Here is an 18,335-nt window from a genome sequence, read left to right on the forward strand (position 1 = left end):
TCTAAACTATTTACACTTTTCCCAGCCATCTTTTATCTTCTTTTCTAATTCTTCCAAAGGCATAAGACCGCTTAATGCATCGTATTCCGCTACACAGGAAGCCCCCGCTGCCGCAGACAAATGTATGGACTCTTCTATGGAATACGCCTTTAGCATTGCCGTTAAGAAAGCCGCGATGCAGGTGTCACCTGCCCCCGTTCCAGAAACAATTCGTTTGGGCTGATAGCTTCTTTCAAACCCTTCCCGGTCCGCCCAGCCCAAAAGGTCTAGTTGAATTTTATTCCCCACATTTCTCAAAACACTTTCTTGTGCCGTGCGATAATACAATCCTAAAGCGCCACACTTAATCAGCAATACTTTTGCCCCATACTCCATGCAGCGATCCGACAGCGGTTTCACATCCCTTTCTACCTCTAATATTTCTGTGATATCTCTTCCTTCTGCCCGCTCCTGCCACTTGGCAAAACGTTCCCGATCAAGCATAAAGCATAGCTCTTCTGCACTTGGTTCAAAGAAATCAACATAGGGTAAGACTCTCTTTAACACGGTTTCCCAGTCGGTTTGTCCTGCTTTTGAATTGGCATCAATTGCTGCCATATCAAGGGAGGTTGCTGTTCCTGCAGCTTTTACCCGCTTCATTAAAGCAACAAGCTCATCTCCATTGTTTTCATACATGGACTTCATCAGTGGAGGATATCCAAAATGAAAGAGTGCTGCTTGTTCTAATTGTGATTGGGGAATATCTTTAGCCAGGAACCTATGGTTTGCTCCAGAATTGTGCAGAAATATCCGGTCGATTCCTGGGATCGCAAGAATTACAGAATAAGACGTGGATTCTGTTTCCGAAATCAGCATTCCCTGCTCTAAACCATAACGCCTTACTATATGTAAAATCATATCACCAAAGGCATCTCTTCCGACCTTACCAATTAAGGTCACATCTGCGCCAAGGATCTTCATAGCGAGTCCTGTGTTTGCTACTGCGCCACCGGTATGTACATTGGCTTCTCCCATTTGAATCAATTTTCCTGGTGAAAGTATTTCTGAAAGATTGTTCCACTTGTTATCTGGAAATGTGGGGGTAATATCCAAGCAAATATGTCCAGCTACGATTACTTTCTGTATGGGAGTTTTATTCTTCATAGTCTCCACCAAATGGTTTTTTCCCGCCTGACCTCCTTAAAACCACATCGTTTTAAGATTCTCTGGGAAGCAAATCCATTGAGATAAGTTTCCGCAATGACATGAGCGATGGTTCCCTGCATTAACGCCCAATCACACATTGCCTTTACTGCCTCTGTCATATAACCATTATGCTCAAATGCCTTACCCAAACCGTAACCAATTTCAACTTCCATATCCACATCAGGAGTGTTTTTGAAAGCAGCAGAGCCAATCACAACTCTATCTGTATTACGAATCAAAAGCCAAATGCTATGCCAAATATAGTTATCAGGATCTCTTTGCACCAGATCAAGTTGGCTTTTGATTATTGCTAAGAGATACCCTTCTAGCGGCTCTCCCTGATAAGAACAGTTCATCTCCTTTTCAAGTCCGGCTATATTCTCCACACAAAGTTTCAATGCATTTGGAGTCAAAGGAATAAGTTCCAAACGATTTGTCTCTATCATAAACTGCCCTCGCAATCCTAGTTTGATTTTTTGATACTTTTGCAATTAATTTTGATTTTTAGAAACGATCCTTTTCTTTAGTTATATCAGAGAGAACCTATGTAAAAATAACAATCTTGCTTCTTCCTATGTCTATTGTTGCGAAATTATGGTAAAATAAGGCAATAAGCGGATACACTTTTAGGCCTCTTTATCCTGCTATTTTCCTTGGAAAGGACTTCTCTTATGCACGAGAAAAAAGAATTTGAAATCATTATGCATACCACCATGAATTATCTGGAAATCTTTCTTGTTGAGATGACGGCTCGTGCCCCACACGGACACGATGATTTTGAAATTGGCATCCTTTTGGAGGGAAGCCTGACGATCTATATTGAGAAGGAACCCTATGAACTTCATGCCGGAGATATTTTTATTATCAACCGATATCAGGTTCACTCTTTTTTAAGTAAGAACAGCCGGAATCGAATTCTGGCATTTCAAATACATACAGATTTTTATCGGAGGGTTAACTACCAACTTGGATTTTTGTATTTTAAAGACAATATTTTTCGCAGTGGTGTCTTCTACGACAATCTTTACGAGACACTCCTATGCTGCGCGGATTGTTATTTTTCCACCACGAAGCATAAGGATTTAAAATGTTCCAGTATTTTATTTGAAGCACTGTATCGGCTCTTAAACAATGGCACTTATACCATGTGGTGTGAAAAAACCACGGTCACCGCTCAAAACAACTCTCTTCGTTTAAACCGAATCACAGAATACATATCAGAGCATTTTAATGAATGCCTTTCACTTCAAGATATTGCAGGACTTGAAAAAATATCCACGTATCACGTTTCCCATTTCATTAAAAAAATGCTCGGCATCTCCTTTCAGGAATATCTCAATCAGATACGTTTTGAACATGCACTGCAAATAATGAAACATTCAACCCTGAGCATATTAGATATTTGCATTGAATCCGGTTTTTCCAGCAGCAAATACTTAAATCAGATGTTTCAAAAGAATTTTGGCTGTTCTGCAAAGGAATACTTAAACATGAAAGAAAAGCCATACCTGACTGGCATGACTCTTCCCATTGGAAATATTGAAAATCGTTATTCGTTTGAACAATCTTCCTTTCTATATAGTAAACTTACGAGCCGGGAATCCGTTCCGCTTTAAAAGTACCGAGAAAAGGCATCTGGCAGGAGAGCGGCACATTACTATTCATCTCCCAGTAGTATATCAGCAATCCGCTTACTGGCAAAACCGTCTCCATAAGGATTGCTGGCCTTGCACATCTCTTCATAGGTATCTTCGTCATTTAGCAATTTACGAATGGAACGATAGATATTCTCTTCTTTCGTCCCAACCAAGCAGAGTGTGCCTGCTGCAATTCCCTCTGGCCGTTCCGTTGTATCTCTTAGAACAAGGACTGGTTTTCCTAGACTGGGAGCTTCCTCCTGTATCCCACCGCTATCGGTTAACACCAGATAAGCCCTTGCAAGAATATTATGAAAGTCCAGCACCTCCAAAGGTTCAATCAGATGAATACGCTCTTCATCACCAAAAACAGAACGAGCGATTTGCCTGACAAGAGGATTTAAATGGATGGGATAGATAACTTTTACCTCTGGATTTTCTTCTATGATTCTTTTGATTGCACGAAATATCTGCTGCATCGGCTCTCCAATATTTTCTCGCCTGTGGGCTGTCAATAAGATCATTTTGCTACCAGATGCCCACGATAGTTCCTCATGATTATAATCTTCTCTTATTGTAGTTTTTAGCGCATCTATCCCGGTATTACCAGTGACATATATCTTCTCAGCAGCTTTTCCTTCTCTGATCAGATTTTGTTTTGCTCGCTCCGTCGGTGCGAAATGATAGGATGCAACGATGCTGACTGCCTGCCGATTGTATTCTTCTGGATAGGGCGCGTTAATATCATACGTTCTAAGCCCTGCTTCCACATGGCCGATTGGAATCTGCAGATAAAAACAGGCCAAAGCCGCAGTGAACGTAGTGGTGGTATCTCCGTGAACCAAAACCAGATCCGGATGCTCCTGTTCCAGGATAGCTTTCATTTTATTTAAGATATTGGTTGTAATTTCAAAGAGCGTCTGTTTTTCTTGCATAATAGAAAGATCATAATCCGGGATTACTTCAAAAGCCTTAAGCACCTGATCCAGCATTTTCCTGTGCTGGCCCGTAACACATACACTGATCCGGACATTTTTCCTACCTTTTAACTCTTTAATAAGAGGGCACATTTTAATTGCCTCCGGTCTTGTCCCAAATACAATCATAATGTTCTTCATATTAGATCACCTCTTTCATTTGTTCCTATCTTTCATTAAAAAGTGTTAATTGGTGTATTCGTAAGCCAGCATTGCCATAATCTGATCAAATGCTGTTATACCAGTTCCATCCTCCATGCCAAAAGCTCCATGATAGACATAAGATGTATTAACAATTCTCATCGTTTCCATTTTTCTAAGTGCTTTTCCCTGCAGATCCTTATCCCCTATTCTTTCCGCAATCATAGCGGTCAGCGCATAAATTGCTGTGGAGTCATAATGATATCCGTCTACTACCTTTCCTTCCACTGTATAACGGGCTTTAATCCCTTCCTTGTTCATCTCTTCCTTCAGCCATGTTATGCTTTCTTTCGGCAACAAATCTGCTTCTGCCATGTGGAGTAAGGTAACTAGTGCCTCTGCCATATTCAAATCATCCGGTTCATAGCGGTTGGTCTTATAGTTATACCAGCTATAGTACAAAGGAAAGCGATCACTTATTTTGCCCTCTAGTATCAGCTTTTTTGCATTCTCATATGGCTCTTTTAAAGTCTCATTTTGCAATGCTAACTCAGACATTGTTTTTAAGTCTCCATAACAAAGAGTAAAGCGATTTGCATATTGTTTGTACTTTCTATCGTAAAAATCCACATAACGCCCTTCTTTCACTCCAAATCTCGGGAAACTACTGGTGTAATTACGGATAGGTTTCTCATATCCTCCCCACAGACGATTTGCAGAATTCAAAGCATTAAGGATACGAAGATCATCCAAAAGAGAATTTACATTGGCAGCTTTTCCATCGGCGACTTTCCAGGCGGTCAATCCGTTTACGTTCATCTTGGAGGTAATGTAAGAGAACGCTTTATCAAATAGATCCCTATCGTTTCTTAATACAGCGTATTCCAGCATTCCTCCCTGAGTCTCACTTAAAACATCGCTTTCCTCTGTTATTTCTCTAGAGGTGTTATAGATGTTGTGGACTCCGCCTTTCTCATCCATCATATTGGCGGTGATAAAATCGCAGGTTACCTTTCCACTTCCTTCTATGGTATCTTTTAATAATCCTTCAAATACAGAGGTGTCTGTTATCTGTTTGGCACTCCAAGCTCTTAGTATACCTTGTTTATCCAGAAATAACGTGGTTGGTATGTTGTGAAGGCCCAATGTATCATAAGCCTCTAAATTATTATCATAATATGTCCTTATCCCAATTCCCTGCTGGGATAAATACTTACTGGCTTTTTCTTTGGTTTCTTTCTTATGATCCAGCTTATTGATAAGAACATAATTGATGTCTCCATATGCTTTGGCTATATCAAGAAATTGATTCAGAGAGGACATTTCCTTTTGACAATCCGGGCACCAGCTAGCCCAAAAGGTAAGAATGGTCACTTTCCCCTCCCATTCCTTCACAGACACAACCGTTCCACTCTCATCCTCAAAGGAGATATCAGGTATTTTTTCATTTAGATTGCAAAAATCAGGAAGGAGGCTTGTTTTATCATCTAGATAATTTTCCTCTGGTTTTACTTCCTCCGGTCTCCATTGTGTTGCCTCTGCACTGCTTTGATTCAACCCATTCTCTTTTTCAGAAGGAAAAAATAGTAAAAGAATGCCTCCTGCAATAACAGCCAAAGCAAGCAAACAAAGAATGATAATTAAGAACTTTTCTATTTTTCTCAATGGAAGAACTGGTTTCATTTTGTTTTTCTCCACTCAACATGCTTTATTTTGCTTTTCAATCTGTTAACTGCTTTCATCTTTCCCACATTGACAGGAATCTGTTTTTCACGCTCTAGAATTTTTTTCAGCTGGTCATTATCTTTCTTAATTGGATCTTGAGATATTATGATTTCCTGATTCTCTTGGGTCTTCGGAGGTTCTATATATTTTTCAGAGACTGTTACAACCACATTGCCATTATCAATGGCAGCTTTCATATCAAACGAGTTTGTCATACTTTTATAACGGGTTTTAATCGCCTGATGCTCTTCCTCTTCAAACTGCTTTAATACATGTTGTTCTTTCAGTCGTAGGGTCTCTTTTTCCTGCCTTAAAAGGTCAGAAGATCTTACATATCCTTTTGCATTTTCAAAAATATAACCCACACCTACCGAAGCGACAATCATCATAACCGGAAGAACATGAAAATGGTACCTGTTTTGACTTTCTACCAGCAGATGCATGCCCACAGTTCCTAGATAAATAAGAATGGGCACATAGAGATAAGAGCCACTTCGCTGCAACAGATAGATGAGTGTCATGAAGGAAAACAAGGTAAATACCATATACACAATATGATTGGTCTCCATGGCAGAAGTAATAAAGCCAGCCCGCTCTAGTGTCAAATTGTTCTGTTCTTTTAAAAAGGCCAGATTCCAGGTAGCCCCGTAATCATCGTTTCCCCAAAGCAATTCATACTTGTTTATCAATAAATCAAAGATTGCCTTGGAATTGGAATTTAATCGTTTGATTGCCTGATCGCGACAGGCGATCTGAGCCTGTATGGGGGAACCAGTGCTGTCTAGATTCGCATACAAAAACTTAGAATCCTCCTCATTCCAGCCGCCTTCTGATTCCACATTTAGGCCTACCAGTAAATTATAGCCAAAGGATTCACCAAAGGAAGGCACGGACCGATTGATGGCTAATTCTGTATTCGTAGTGAGGACATTGGAAAGAATCAGATAGGACGCCAATATCACCAATCCCCTCACCCAACCTCTTCCCATGAATTGTGCCCAGATGGGTATGCTGTTTCTTGGAATGTTAGGCAGCTTCATCTTCTGTGGAACGATACAAATTAAGATAGCAATCAAAAGGATCAACGCCATGGGCCGAATGGCAGAGGTAACAGCAATAAGACAACCTAAGACAATATGAAGAAGAATGCCTCTGACTCCCCTTTTTGTAGCTGCATCATAATCCATTACCAGATGCAGAAATAAAAGAAGAGATAGATAAAGGAAGAAGGTAAAGGAGTACTCGGATGCAAGCATATTAATATAGAGAATTTGAGACGGCCAAAAGGCCGCCGCGAAAAGTGCAATAGCACCTACTAGCTGACCGCCCAATTTCCTGCCAATCCGGTAGATTATAAAAACCGTTCCTAGGGAAAACACAAGATTTGCTAGCTGACCATTGTAAACACTGGTTCCAAACACCTGAAATACGTTCTTTAAAATATAACAATAGCCAATGATATGAGGAAACATAGCAATATAATTACAATAACCCTCGCCCTTTTCTAAAAGCGTTCCATGTTTCATCATATCAGCAACTTCATAATAGGTTTTATAGTCCGACGCCGGTTCCATAGGAAGATTGACAATTACAGCGTATCGAAGTCCAAAAGCCGCAAGCAGAACCAATATTACATAAACACTCTCCATTCCAATGGAAAGGTTTTTTCTTTTTAAAAGCCTGGCTCCAACATTTAGTCTGGCAAAAAGCAAAGCAACAAAATGAACCCCTACCCAAGTAAGGAAAAAAACAAGTATGAGTATCCCTTTTCTAGCATAGGGATATAGCTGATTTTTGCTTATATCTGAAACACCGCAAATCAGAATATAAGCCATTCCTACGACTGATAATAGGATACATAATTGATAGAACCAGTTTTTTTCCAGTTTCATACTTTCCCTCATTCTTTTTCAGGCAGTATTAATTGTCCACTATTATTGACCTTCGTTTACACTTCCAGTTACTTCATAACTTCTTTTACTCGTTCCGTTTTCGGTACATGCGTATCCGAATCAATATGATAATTACTCCAATTAACATCATGGACATGGCTGAGGTTGCAATAATGGTAAATATCACAGATCTTTTATTTTGAACCAGTTTTTCCAAGGGTGCCGGTTCTGCCTTTACGGCTGTTCCTTGAAGGAACTGAAAGGCAGTGGTATGAAAATCTGGAGCAACGATCACACAATCCTTTGTAAGTTCATTTCTCTGTTTGCTGTGTCTTAAAAACTCCTGGATATGAAGTAACGTTTGGGCACTGCTCCCAGTGACCGCCAACATCCCCCGGTTTAGAGAAAACGGTGATTTCAATAGTTGCAAGACTCCGATTTGACCTGCATATTCCTTAGACAAAATAAGCTGCTCATTGCTTTCAAATCCCGCTCCATCTGGGGAATATTTAAAACTCAGCTTATCATTGATCTGGGGAAGAAGCGCATTTCCACCAAATGTACCTGCGGTTATGAGATTGTAATCCCCATCATCTTTTTTAAATTCACTGGCTTTTCTTACTAAAAAACTGCCATAGGGCTTGATTCCATTGCCATACATGGCGACCACCTGTCCAAACAGATTAAGTTCATCTCCTGAGGGTTGATCGGAAACCACCATCATGACATTGTTAAACTTTCCCTGATTGCGAAATGGGGAACCTATCAAATCAAAGAATAAGGAAGTATCTGAGGAAGGAGGTAAAAATATAGTAGATTCTTTGGATACATAAGCCCAAGGCATATCACCCTGTCTTGGCGTGCAGATGAGATCCGTAATTTCTAGATCAAAGGATATCTTTATGCTATTTGCAGCCGTTCCTACCATATCACCTGGGATTTCAAAATTAAATTCATCTCCAGAGGCATTTTCTTTGCTAAGTCTTCTACTAGCAACGGGAACATCTCCCCAGTATACGGTCATTAAGGATCTGGTAAAATCCAGGTTCTCACTGTATCGAAACTTAAGTGCCAACTTTCCACCATCAGAAAGCACAAAATCTTGTGACACAGGAAGATAAATATAGTTCTCCTGGTGAAAGGGACCTACATAGGTTAGTCCCCTTCCCATGATATCTCCAAGCGTATAATTGCCTGCCATCATATCACTTTGCTTTCCAGCATTGACCGCCAACTGAGCGCTTCCTTTTTCCACGGAAGCTATATTACCGCTCTCCTGTTTTACCCGATTCTCATCCATAAGCATATAGGCAGCTTCCATCAGGCTATCTTCAGACATTGAGGTTATGATTAAAAGCGGATTCCCTTTTAAATCATTGGTGAACGTTACCGTAGCGTTTTCAGTGGTATCAGGCGCCTTTAATACAAGATCTTTATATTCCTGGGGGAGATTATCATAAATTGACACCAGTATCGTCCGGGTCGGATTTTTGTTTGCCAAATCGGAAAGAAGACATACCTGTATGTTATTTTCTTGTTTCGTTTCAGAGCTTAAATCAGCCATTAGATTCATGGCTGCTCCTACTTCCCCATTGGCGGCCTGATCGGATACTGCTATGCTCAGTCCCTCTCCAGTGGGATTATACGTCGACATAAATGGATAAGGAAAATATGAAATGGTATGCTCCGGATCTTTTGCCTCATAACCACTCCTGATATGAGAAGTTCCATCGATTCTAAGCCAGTTTGCATCAGAATCATCATCCACGCATCCCTCTTCATCAAAAAGCCTTGCGTAAGCAGAAATGGATACGGAATTAAACCCCATACGGACTTCGCTCATGGGTATCTTTACATAGACAATCTGAGGACTACCGTTTTTATACTCCAGTTTGTAAGACTGAATGGGAACATTGTTAATGGAAAACGTTACAGAGGATGACTTACCTTCCACAAGCTGGCTGACATCATACTGAACTTGTGCATATACATACTTCACGTCCCAATAATTAGGAACGTAAAAATACAGTTCTGTAGAAGAATAAATACCCTTTAGTGTTTTCTGAGCAAAGAAATCATCTTTTGTATAGCTTGTCGGATCATAGATAGGCTCCGACACATCCGGTTTTGAGGCATTTGCTGGGTCGATAACAGGCTCCTGGCTTATCCCCTCGCCTGCCATTGCGCCATTACCACGGATCACAGATGGATTACCCTCAATCCCAGGAGTCTCACCGTCTGTGGGCATTCTGCTTGCTGCTTCCGTCTGCGTAGTTGGCCTTATATCTGCAAATGACTTCTCTGGCATCCCTGCTACGAAGAAAAGAACCATTGCCAGATATAATCCAATCATTTTCCGTATTTTCATACTCATCCTCCTTTCTTTTTCCTCACACCCGCTTCTTCAAAGCGTTCTGTTTTATCCCATATGACTTCTTTTTTATACACAACATCTTGTACGCCCTGAATCAGTGCATAAAGAACCACCAGGACCCAAAGCTTTGCGTAGGTGAACAACATAAAAAACGTCAGTACAAGATTGCTGAAATTAAACTCATTTTTTTCTACAGATAAGGTGATTGCTACATTTAACACGAAAAGCAAAATTGCCATTTCCCACAACAAGGAAGAGAATCCGCCCAAGGTTACATACCAAAATCCCAAAACCCCCATCATAAATATCAAATCGGAAAAGACTAGAGAAGAGAACATCAACAGATAAACCAAAGCATAATAAATCACGTCCAGTCTCATTCTTCCTGCTTTTGGATCAAAGGCATATTTAAAATTGCTTCTGAGGACATATAGATTTCCTTTTACCCAACGAGTTCTTTGTTTGAACCACTGCTTTAACATCTGAGGTTCCTGTTCCCAAGTGACCGCCTGGGGGATGAACTTAATATAATAACCCATGCGGTATAAACGAAAACTGATCTCAGTATCTTCAGCAAGGGCATTTACATCCCATCCCCCCATCTGGTCAATTAACTCCCGGCGGATTACGTAGTTTGTACCAGGTATTGTGCACAGTTTGAAAAAGAAAAATCTTCCCGCCTGATTCATACACTGATATGCCAGGGTTTCAATGTTAACGAATCGAGTCAGAAGGGACGCGTACTTGTTCCTCGTCCTGAACTTTCCAATTACAGCACCTAATTTATCATCTGACATCAAATTCTCCACCAAGATTTTAAGAGCCTGACGTTCTGGTGTATTATCTGCATCATAGATGGCTATTACGGTACCAGATGCAACGGAAAGTGCGATATTTAGAGCATTTGACTTCCCCTTGCCCCCAACGATATTGTCCGTATTTATGACAATGATTTTAAAATCTGGATTGTTGTGCTGAATCTGCTTCAACACTTCCATGGAATTATCGGTGGAATTGTCATTGACTACTATAATTTCATATTTGTCCTTGGGATAATCTAGTTTTAATAAGGCCTCCATAGTCTTTTGAATCACGATACTTTCATTATGTGCAGGAACCATAACCGTAACCATAGGATATTCCGGAATGGACTTATGACCATCTGTACGGTACATTCTCATGATATAGATAAATCCACCCACAGAAAATACGATATTAATAAACATTAATCCCCATATGGCAAAGATTGAATACAAAGCAAGTACATCGACAATTGACATATATCCTCCCATAAGTGATACGCTTAAAAGAAAACAAATCTTCTCTCCTATTTGATATGATCATCTTCTTTATGTCCGAAGAAATAGTTCCTACGGTTGTTATATCTGGCTACGAATATAAAGAATAAGAAAACTAATGAAGTGATTCCAACCATGTAAATTAGCATTCGATTTTGTGTTGTTAAATCTTTGGAAAACCGCTGAAGCACATTTCTCTGATAATTAAATTTCTCCGTATAAACGCTGGGGATAAAGTTTAAATCCTTTTTCTTCCCATTTAAAACCAGGCTCTGATTTTGATACGTCATCAGATCTTTTTCCATCCAGTAGCTGTGGTCCATATCCCAAAGACTTTTAAGGGGGATAAATGAGCTACGACAGGCATTTACTCGTTTCATAATTTCTGCTTTATCTGCGTTTAAGGATATGGGAACTGCGGTGGAATAAGCAGAAACATAACTTGTCCCGAAATCATCAAGTGCTGTGGAGCTTCCAATCCACTGGTGACCGTCTTTATAAACCTCATTCGTGTTCCTACCCGACTGTTTTAAATAACCATCTTCTCCTGAAGTAAATATGGTCTTAAAATGCCTCATCACTTCAATCGTGTCCTCAGAAAACAACCAATTTCCAGGAACTTCTAAGGCCAGGGGATAGACTCCCTGTTTGTTGTATATCTCTAGAGCTTGTGCCAAGTAATCCAGCATCACATCCTTGTCGAATGGATTCATTTGGTCAATGGGAGCGTTTATAATAATGGATCCTCCGTTTGCCTGGGCGTAACGAAGTATTTCACAAAAACGGGTCATCGCCGGATAATTCCCATTCACATACATGGGCATTACCGATATAACAAAAGGAGTCTTCCCCTTCACAAGTATCGTTACTACTTCCATTAACTTTTGTGGATCTTCATAGGGATAGACTTTATCTATGACGATATATTGGGGAAATATATTAGGGCTTCCATTAAAAGGCCATTTCCACTGGGCCACCTCTTTTATGAAGATGGCTTTAACCAAAGGATTGCTTAAATCTGTTACTGGTAGATGAGTCAATGGTCCTTCTTTTGCACACAGATAATTATTTTTCTCACTCACGCTAAGACTTCCATTTTGGTAACTGATTGCCTTTAAAAACAAGTAATAATCTTCTTTTACGATACCAGTCCAGTCAGTCGAACCATCAAAGGTATAGCGAATTTTACCAGTGGTACGATTAATCTGCTCATAAGCCTCACTTCTTTGTGTATGGTCCAGATAATCCTTTAGTAATTGATTGCCAACAAAGAATAGATGACCAGCATTTTCCTCAATCTTTTTAAGTATGCTTGTGAATTCTTTAGGGTACATCGTTAAATCATAACAAATAATGTAAGAGAACTCGTTCATATATTCCATGCACTCAGAAGCAGTTCCATAGCTTACTTTAAAACTTTGATAGGTCAAAACCTCCACCATATCGTTTACCAGCTTAAGAGTACTTTCATCAGAACCGTCGCTATAGATAATTAGGATATCCCCTTTTTCTATCTGCTTGCTTTCAGAAGCCCACGAAACGAGCGGGCAGACAAACATTGATATTAAAAACATGGCAATGCAGACAATTCGCCTTCTACACATCATATTGAAGTTCATTTTCTACCCTTTGCTTAAACGACATCATGTTGTCACCAAACTCCTCCTTGTTATACTCCATACTAGCGATCTTTACCTCTATTTTAATCGCATTTTCTGCGATGCCTAAAAATGCATCCGGTTCCGAAATTCGGCTTCGTAATCTATTAATAGCAATATTACTCCCCTCCTTATCACAGGTCATTATAATCGCCAGACTTCCTTTGTTATCGGTGGAATACGTCTTATCCTCCACCCGGACCGTATCGGATACAATCTGAGCCAGTCTCTGTATCATCTTCTCATAATTCTGCCTGGATAAGATACTTGCAAGCTCTGCCTCATACTTTAGCACGATTACCATGAGGGACAATGGCAGCTTATTTCTTTCGGCATAGGAAACTTGAATATACAGATCATAATAGAGGCTTCTCAGATTATAAAGTTTGGTCAATGGGTTTACCATAACCAGCTCTTCTACCTGCTCCCTAAGGATATCATTTTCCAGTTCCAGCCTTCGATTGCCAGATACAAACAAATACATGACTGCTACAGAGACAATGGGAAGGAAGATCCATACAAAGCTTTGAGCGGGTATTTCTGTATCATAGGAAAGAAACAGATACAGGCGGTAAGCGGTATAGATGGTAACCTCAAGACCGGCAAGTATAATGGATAGATAAAACAGCTTAAAGCCCGCAAATAAAAGGGCCACAAAGGTTGCAAGCAGCATGATCACCGCTTCAAAAAGCAATGCTTTGGGTGTGTAGCTTACTGTCATTGCTCCTGTAAATAAACTGGCAAGCAATAAAACCAGACCAATATCCTGGAACAGATAGCCATAAGATTTATGATTTGTCATGTAACCTCTTTCCTCCTATTCTTCCACACCAAAGGGAATCAGATTCAAAACTCTCTAAACAATTTTCAGCTTGTGCTGCAACTCTGCAAAAACACTATACGTCATGATATCCAGTGATAGCCCCACCAAAAACATGCGCTGGACCATTTCAGCATCGCCACTGCCTATAATCACTGCCACAGATTGGGATAATAGAACACCTAAAACAGTTAAATTCATATCTAAAAATATCGTGTTTCTTCGCTCCTTCTTAGGCCTTATGGAATAACCTTTATAAAATAAGAAGAAAACAAAACCTGTAAGCAAAAACAAATATCCAATGGTCTTGGGCGCAGACATCAATTTAAAAGTACTAAAGCCTGACCAAAAAAGGCTTTTTGCTTTTACCGGCATTCCAGCAGACATTTCATAATTTCCGCAACTGCCCCTTCGAATATCCATTCCAGCTCCGATTGATACATCAATCATTCCAAGTAAGCTCCCAGGATGGCGCAAGTAATAGATTGCAATATCTGAAGTAGTGAATTTATCCATAAACCCATGATATAAAGAAGTATCTCCTGACTTTACAAGGGGAAGATAATCATAAGCTGAGGCATCTGTAAGCAGTTCGTAGGAGGAATCAATTCCAAATTCCCCAAGAGTTTTTGCCGGATCAGAGGAAACGAATAACACCCCTCTCGTCATAGAATGAAATTTACTAGTCTCACTAAAATCAGATGGATAAAGGAATATACATAAAATTGCAAACAGACTCAACGCAAAAGCCGCTCCGATACAACTAACTCCCCAAAGAAAGTTTCTTCTTATAAAAATGAGCCGAATTACATAGATTGCAAACAGGAAGCCAAGTACCGCACACTGACGCCTGCTGCCAACGAGTGTGATTGCTGATACGAAAAACAACAACAGTCCCAGGTAATCCAGGGAACTAGATCGTTCCTTTTGAAAAGACATGGCAGCACCGACACAGTAAAGCATAGAAATAAGCCATACTGCTTCTGGATAAAAGGAGTTAAAGTAAGTGATATACCCGATATCGGAAAAAATAACCAGACCTGCTGCTGCAATAAAAAAGCCTTCCGTAAATTGTTTGACCCGCTGGCAAACCTGCCTGACAATCAGATATACCGCCGGGAGATACAAAACAAGGTAAATGAGACCTAAAAAACGGATGTCAAAGTAATGATCTCTTGTAACCACATAATCCAGGACCTTCGCAAGCCGAATGAGAACCACCTGACTGTTTATAGTCTTACCCGGCATATCCTCACCTGATGCAATGGTTGAATACGTTTTCACAAAATAATTATTATATATCCTGTCAGGATCTTTATCCATATAGTAAATACCAGCAGATCTCATAACATCATCGGTGGAACCATCACCTGCAACTCCCAGATAATTTGGCAAAAAAAGAATGATTGAAGCAACTAGTGCCGTAATGATCGTTACAATGAAAGCCAATCGAGAGGGAGAATATTTTCCTTCCATTTTAAAGTTTATATTTCTTAAATGCCCCTTAACTTGATTTGTAAAAGCAAGCAATCGATTCAGCCGTCTGGCTACATTTGACTCTTCATGATTCTTCATGGGGTCTCTCCATAAGGTTGTTTGTTTCAATGTTGTATCTGGGGCGATGTTTCACTTCAATATAAATTTTCCCTATATAGGTTCCAATTAAACCAACCGATAAAAGCTGGACTCCACCAATAAACCAAATGGATAAAATGATAGAGGTCCAGCCTGCTACCACCTTTCCTGACAAATACGAGCAAAGGCCATATATTGCAGCTAATATACTGCAGAACACAATGAACAGACCAAGATTGGTTATCATGAGAATAGGCTGAATGCTAAAAGAAGTAATTCCTTCAAATGCCATGGAAAGCATCTTACTTAAAGGATATTTGGATTCTCCCGCTATGCGAGATTTTCTGTCATACTTAACAATGGTGGATCGGTAACCAATTAAAGGGATAATACCTCTTAAAAACAAATTCCGCTCCGTATAACCTGAAAATACCTCTAATGCTCTTTTTGACATAAGCCTATAATCTGCATGATTATAGACGATATCAATCTTCATTAATTGCATTAATCGGTAAAAGCTAAGAGCCGTTGTCCTTTTAAAATAGGTATCTGTATCTCTTTTTTTCCTCACCCCATAGACAATATCATAACCCTGTTCATATTTATCAATCATTTCTTCTATGACAGAAACATCATCTTGTAAATCCGCATCAATGGATACAACCATATCTCCATGATCCTTAGCCACAAGTAGACCTGCTGTTAGCGCATTTTGATGACCCGTATTCCTTGCTAGTTTTAACCCAAAGACACAGGCATACTCTTTGTGGAAGTTCTCTATCATATTCCAAGTATTATCACGGCTTCCGTCATCTACATATAGGATAAAACTTTCTTTATCAACTTTACCCGCTTCCATCAGTCTGCGTATGATACTTATTAATTCTGTATTTGTATACGCCAACGCTTCTTCTTCGTTATAGCAAGGTACCACAATACAAAGTCTGTTCATCCGCATCCCTTCTTTCATCGTGTATTTTCTACTTCATTCTAAAAGTAATTTTGTTTGTTATATTTTGCCTCATAATCTCTGTAAAATACTACCTGTCGCTATCTTCTGTGTAAAACTACAATATTGTTTCATTAGGATTGCCAAATTTTGTTAATTTAATGGTCATTCTTATTAATAACCATTAAAAAAGCAGTGCCTGGAATATTATCCTGACACTGCTTTCTATGAACTCCACTGCAGGTATTTTCCAACCCACGGTAATTTAATTTACAAATAAATGTTAGCTTCTACTTCACTTGATGCTCTTCCAGATTATTATACTTTGCACTCAAGACTATAATATCGATACGTCTATTACTGGATCTACCTTCTGCTGTTTCATTATCAGCCACCGGTTTATACTCACCATAACCTACAGCAATTAATTTTTCTGGCGAAAAGTTGTTTTTATTGATGAAAAGCTTTACCACGTTAACCGCTCTAGCTGTGGACAATTCCCAGTTAGAGGCATAATTACTTCGCCTAATCGGAGTATTATCCGTATGACCTTCAATACGTATGTAGTTATCCGCAGTATTTAAGATACTTGCGACCTCATTTAAAGTTTCCTCATGTTTTTTTATCTCAGCGCTTCCTGATTCAAACAAAACTGCATTATTTAATCGAATCACAAGACCACGCATATCTATCATCGTTGACGCAGACTGATCCATACCATCCGTATGAATTTTATCATCTAGTTCAGCTTTTAAAGCTTCCAGTTTCTTAAGTTCATATTCTCCAAAAAAGCTCTCTAACTCACTTTTGGTATCAACATTTAAGGGGCCTCCGCCTCCACCGTCGCCACTTCCGGTTCCGGTTCCTTGGGCATTATAGCTTTTATCCATCATGTTCCCAGCGAACTGTTCTGACATTTCTTGTGCTTTTTTGGCATCAATCTTACTAACAGCAAAAAGTACGATGAAAACTGCCAGCAGAAGGGTCATCAAATCCGAATAAGGCAGCAGCCATGCTTCCCCACCTTCCTCTTCCTGATGAGCGTGTTTTCTCTTTTTTGACATTCGTATTCTCCCTATTCCTATTTAGGCTGCTCCATAATTTTTTTCTGCTTCGATTTGGGTAGAGTGGCAATTAACTTTTCCTTTAATATAAAGGGCGAATCTCCATTTTGCATGGACAAAATGCCTATTATCATCATTTCTTTTGACATTACTTCCTGCTGACTTTTTACCTTTAGTTTTTTTGCAAATGGATTCCATAATACATAACCTGTAAAGATACCAAGTATTGTAGCAATGAATGCTGCAGAAATCGCTTCAGCCATCTGATCTATATCATTAATATGGGACATGGCTGCAATCAGACCGAAAACCGCGCCCAAAACTCCCAGGGTAGGAGCATACATACCAGCTGAGGAGAAAATACTTGCATTGACTTCGTGTCGCTTTTCCATTGTCGCAATCTCGGTTTCTAATATCTCTTCAATCAATTCTGCTCCAGTACCATCAACAAGCAAACGGACACCTTTCTTTAAAAAGGGGTCTTCAATCTGTTCTACTTTAGCTTCTAGGGATAAAAGTCCTTCCGAACGAGCCTGTTTTGACAAATTATAGATTAAATCAATCACTTCAGCCTCTGACTGTTCTTTCTTCTGGGTAAATAGAATCCTAAACAGGGATCCGAGGGATTTTAAATTTTTACCTGGAAATGAATTCAATATAGTAGCGATGGTGCCAACAATAATTACAAAAAAGGCTGCCGGATTTAAAAGTACAGCAAAATTAATGTGCTTAAAAATCATCGCTCCAACAACGGCGACAACTCCGGCTATTACGCCTAAGATGGTAGTTAGTTCCATAGTTTCTCCTTTAGTAAATACAGTTTAGTGGTTATACATATAGCTAAACTCAGCAATACCGATGCGACGATCCGTTCTAGTATAATATACTTGTTACATATATTGTGTTAAATAATCGTTAAATCTCCATTTTTAACCATTTTTCGACATTTTTATATTTTTACAGAACTTTTCCTGTCAGGTGAAGAAACACCTGGCATTTAGAGTTTTAAATAGGTACGAATGTTTCATCGGTTTCTTAAC

General features: G+C 39.5%; 14 protein-coding genes. 1 reads left to right on the top strand and 13 read right to left on the bottom strand.

Annotation, left to right across the window (positions count from 1 at the left end; genetic code table 11):
- Positions 1 to 6 precede the first annotated feature (6 nt).
- Positions 7 to 1,143 (bottom strand): carbohydrate kinase family protein, encoded by a 1,137-nt coding sequence (locus tag BET01_RS15495; RefSeq protein WP_120197716.1) that lies wholly within the window; start codon positions 1,141 to 1,143, stop codon positions 7 to 9.
- On the bottom strand, positions 1,140 to 1,631 hold the full coding sequence (locus tag BET01_RS15500) for a GNAT family N-acetyltransferase (protein ID WP_120197717.1): 492 nt from the start codon (positions 1,629 to 1,631) through the stop codon (positions 1,140 to 1,142). Before BET01_RS15500 ends, BET01_RS15495 begins: the two co-directional genes overlap by 4 nt.
- A 225-nt stretch (positions 1,632 to 1,856) precedes the next feature.
- Between BET01_RS15500 and BET01_RS15505 the strand changes: the two genes are divergently transcribed.
- A complete protein-coding gene (locus BET01_RS15505) occupies positions 1,857 to 2,801 on the top strand; it encodes an AraC family transcriptional regulator (RefSeq protein WP_120197718.1) in 945 nt (314 codons plus the stop codon).
- 41 nt (positions 2,802 to 2,842) lie between these two features.
- On the opposite strand, the gene wecB is transcribed toward BET01_RS15505, so the two are convergent.
- The 11 genes from wecB to motA form a co-directional block, all read right to left on the bottom strand.
- Positions 2,843 to 3,940, bottom strand: a complete 1,098-nt coding sequence (gene wecB / locus BET01_RS15510; RefSeq protein ID WP_120197719.1) for a non-hydrolyzing UDP-N-acetylglucosamine 2-epimerase — start codon at positions 3,938 to 3,940, stop codon at positions 2,843 to 2,845.
- Positions 3,941 to 3,985: 45 nt separating this feature from the next.
- A complete protein-coding gene (locus tag BET01_RS15515; protein WP_120197720.1) occupies positions 3,986 to 5,623 on the bottom strand; it encodes a TlpA disulfide reductase family protein in 1,638 nt (545 codons plus the stop codon).
- On the bottom strand, positions 5,620 to 7,557 hold the full coding sequence (locus tag BET01_RS15520; protein ID WP_158585079.1) for a glycosyltransferase family 39 protein: 1,938 nt from the start codon (positions 7,555 to 7,557) through the stop codon (positions 5,620 to 5,622). Before BET01_RS15520 ends, BET01_RS15515 begins: the two co-directional genes overlap by 4 nt.
- Positions 7,558 to 7,642: 85 nt before the next feature.
- Entirely contained in the window at positions 7,643 to 9,925 is a 2,283-nt protein-coding gene (locus BET01_RS15525; RefSeq protein WP_158585080.1) for a cellulose biosynthesis cyclic di-GMP-binding regulatory protein BcsB, read from the bottom strand.
- Between the two features lie 2 nt (positions 9,926 to 9,927).
- A complete protein-coding gene (locus tag BET01_RS15530; RefSeq protein WP_120197723.1) occupies positions 9,928 to 11,211 on the bottom strand; it encodes a glycosyltransferase in 1,284 nt (427 codons plus the stop codon).
- 47 nt (positions 11,212 to 11,258) lie between these two features.
- Positions 11,259 to 12,848 (bottom strand): DUF2334 domain-containing protein, encoded by a 1,590-nt coding sequence (locus BET01_RS15535; RefSeq protein WP_120197724.1) that lies wholly within the window; start codon positions 12,846 to 12,848, stop codon positions 11,259 to 11,261.
- Entirely contained in the window at positions 12,826 to 13,689 is an 864-nt protein-coding gene (locus tag BET01_RS15540; RefSeq protein WP_120197725.1) for a GGDEF domain-containing protein, read from the bottom strand. Before BET01_RS15540 ends, BET01_RS15535 begins: the two co-directional genes overlap by 23 nt.
- Positions 13,690 to 13,743: 54 nt before the next feature.
- Positions 13,744 to 15,282: a glycan biosynthesis hexose transferase WsfD gene (gene wsfD / locus BET01_RS15545; protein ID WP_120197726.1), complete on the bottom strand. Its 1,539-nt coding sequence runs from the start codon at positions 15,280 to 15,282 to the stop codon at positions 13,744 to 13,746.
- Positions 15,269 to 16,234 (bottom strand): glycosyltransferase family 2 protein, encoded by a 966-nt coding sequence (locus tag BET01_RS15550; RefSeq protein WP_207667638.1) that lies wholly within the window; start codon positions 16,232 to 16,234, stop codon positions 15,269 to 15,271. The genes wsfD and BET01_RS15550 overlap by 14 nt, the downstream gene beginning before the upstream one ends.
- Before the next feature lie 287 nt (positions 16,235 to 16,521).
- The gene (locus tag BET01_RS15555; protein ID WP_120197728.1) at positions 16,522 to 17,295 is read right to left on the bottom strand and encodes an OmpA family protein; all 774 of its coding nucleotides are present in this window, start codon (positions 17,293 to 17,295) and stop codon (positions 16,522 to 16,524) included.
- A gap of 17 nt (positions 17,296 to 17,312) precedes the next feature.
- A complete protein-coding gene (motA, locus tag BET01_RS15560) occupies positions 17,313 to 18,092 on the bottom strand; it encodes a flagellar motor stator protein MotA (RefSeq protein WP_120197729.1) in 780 nt (259 codons plus the stop codon).
- Positions 18,093 to 18,335: the final 243 nt, after the last annotated feature.

This window comes from Lacrimispora algidixylanolytica, assembly GCF_003609635.1.
Lineage (GTDB): Bacteria > Bacillota > Clostridia > Lachnospirales > Lachnospiraceae > Lacrimispora > Lacrimispora algidixylanolytica.

Excerpts from the sequence above, each read along its gene's own strand:
- BET01_RS15495 (WP_120197716.1), bottom strand. The coding sequence starts at position 1,143 with ATGAAGAATAAAACTCCCATACAGAAAGTAATCGTAGCTGGACATATT.
- BET01_RS15500 (WP_120197717.1), bottom strand. The coding sequence starts at position 1,631 with ATGATAGAGACAAATCGTTTGGAACTTATTCCTTTGACTCCAAATGCA.
- BET01_RS15505 (WP_120197718.1), top strand. The coding sequence starts at position 1,857 with ATGCACGAGAAAAAAGAATTTGAAATCATTATGCATACCACCATGAAT.
- wecB (WP_120197719.1), bottom strand. The coding sequence starts at position 3,940 with ATGAAGAACATTATGATTGTATTTGGGACAAGACCGGAGGCAATTAAA.
- BET01_RS15515 (WP_120197720.1), bottom strand. The coding sequence starts at position 5,623 with ATGAAACCAGTTCTTCCATTGAGAAAAATAGAAAAGTTCTTAATTATC.
- BET01_RS15520 (WP_158585079.1), bottom strand. The coding sequence starts at position 7,557 with ATGAAACTGGAAAAAAACTGGTTCTATCAATTATGTATCCTATTATCA.
- BET01_RS15525 (WP_158585080.1), bottom strand. The coding sequence starts at position 9,925 with ATGAAAATACGGAAAATGATTGGATTATATCTGGCAATGGTTCTTTTC.
- BET01_RS15530 (WP_120197723.1), bottom strand. The coding sequence starts at position 11,211 with ATGTCAATTGTCGATGTACTTGCTTTGTATTCAATCTTTGCCATATGG.
- BET01_RS15535 (WP_120197724.1), bottom strand. The coding sequence starts at position 12,848 with ATGAACTTCAATATGATGTGTAGAAGGCGAATTGTCTGCATTGCCATG.
- BET01_RS15540 (WP_120197725.1), bottom strand. The coding sequence starts at position 13,689 with ATGACAAATCATAAATCTTATGGCTATCTGTTCCAGGATATTGGTCTG.
- wsfD (WP_120197726.1), bottom strand. The coding sequence starts at position 15,282 with ATGAAGAATCATGAAGAGTCAAATGTAGCCAGACGGCTGAATCGATTG.
- BET01_RS15550 (WP_207667638.1), bottom strand. The coding sequence starts at position 16,234 with ATGAACAGACTTTGTATTGTGGTACCTTGCTATAACGAAGAAGAAGCG.
- BET01_RS15555 (WP_120197728.1), bottom strand. The coding sequence starts at position 17,295 with ATGTCAAAAAAGAGAAAACACGCTCATCAGGAAGAGGAAGGTGGGGAA.
- motA (WP_120197729.1), bottom strand. The coding sequence starts at position 18,092 with ATGGAACTAACTACCATCTTAGGCGTAATAGCCGGAGTTGTCGCCGTT.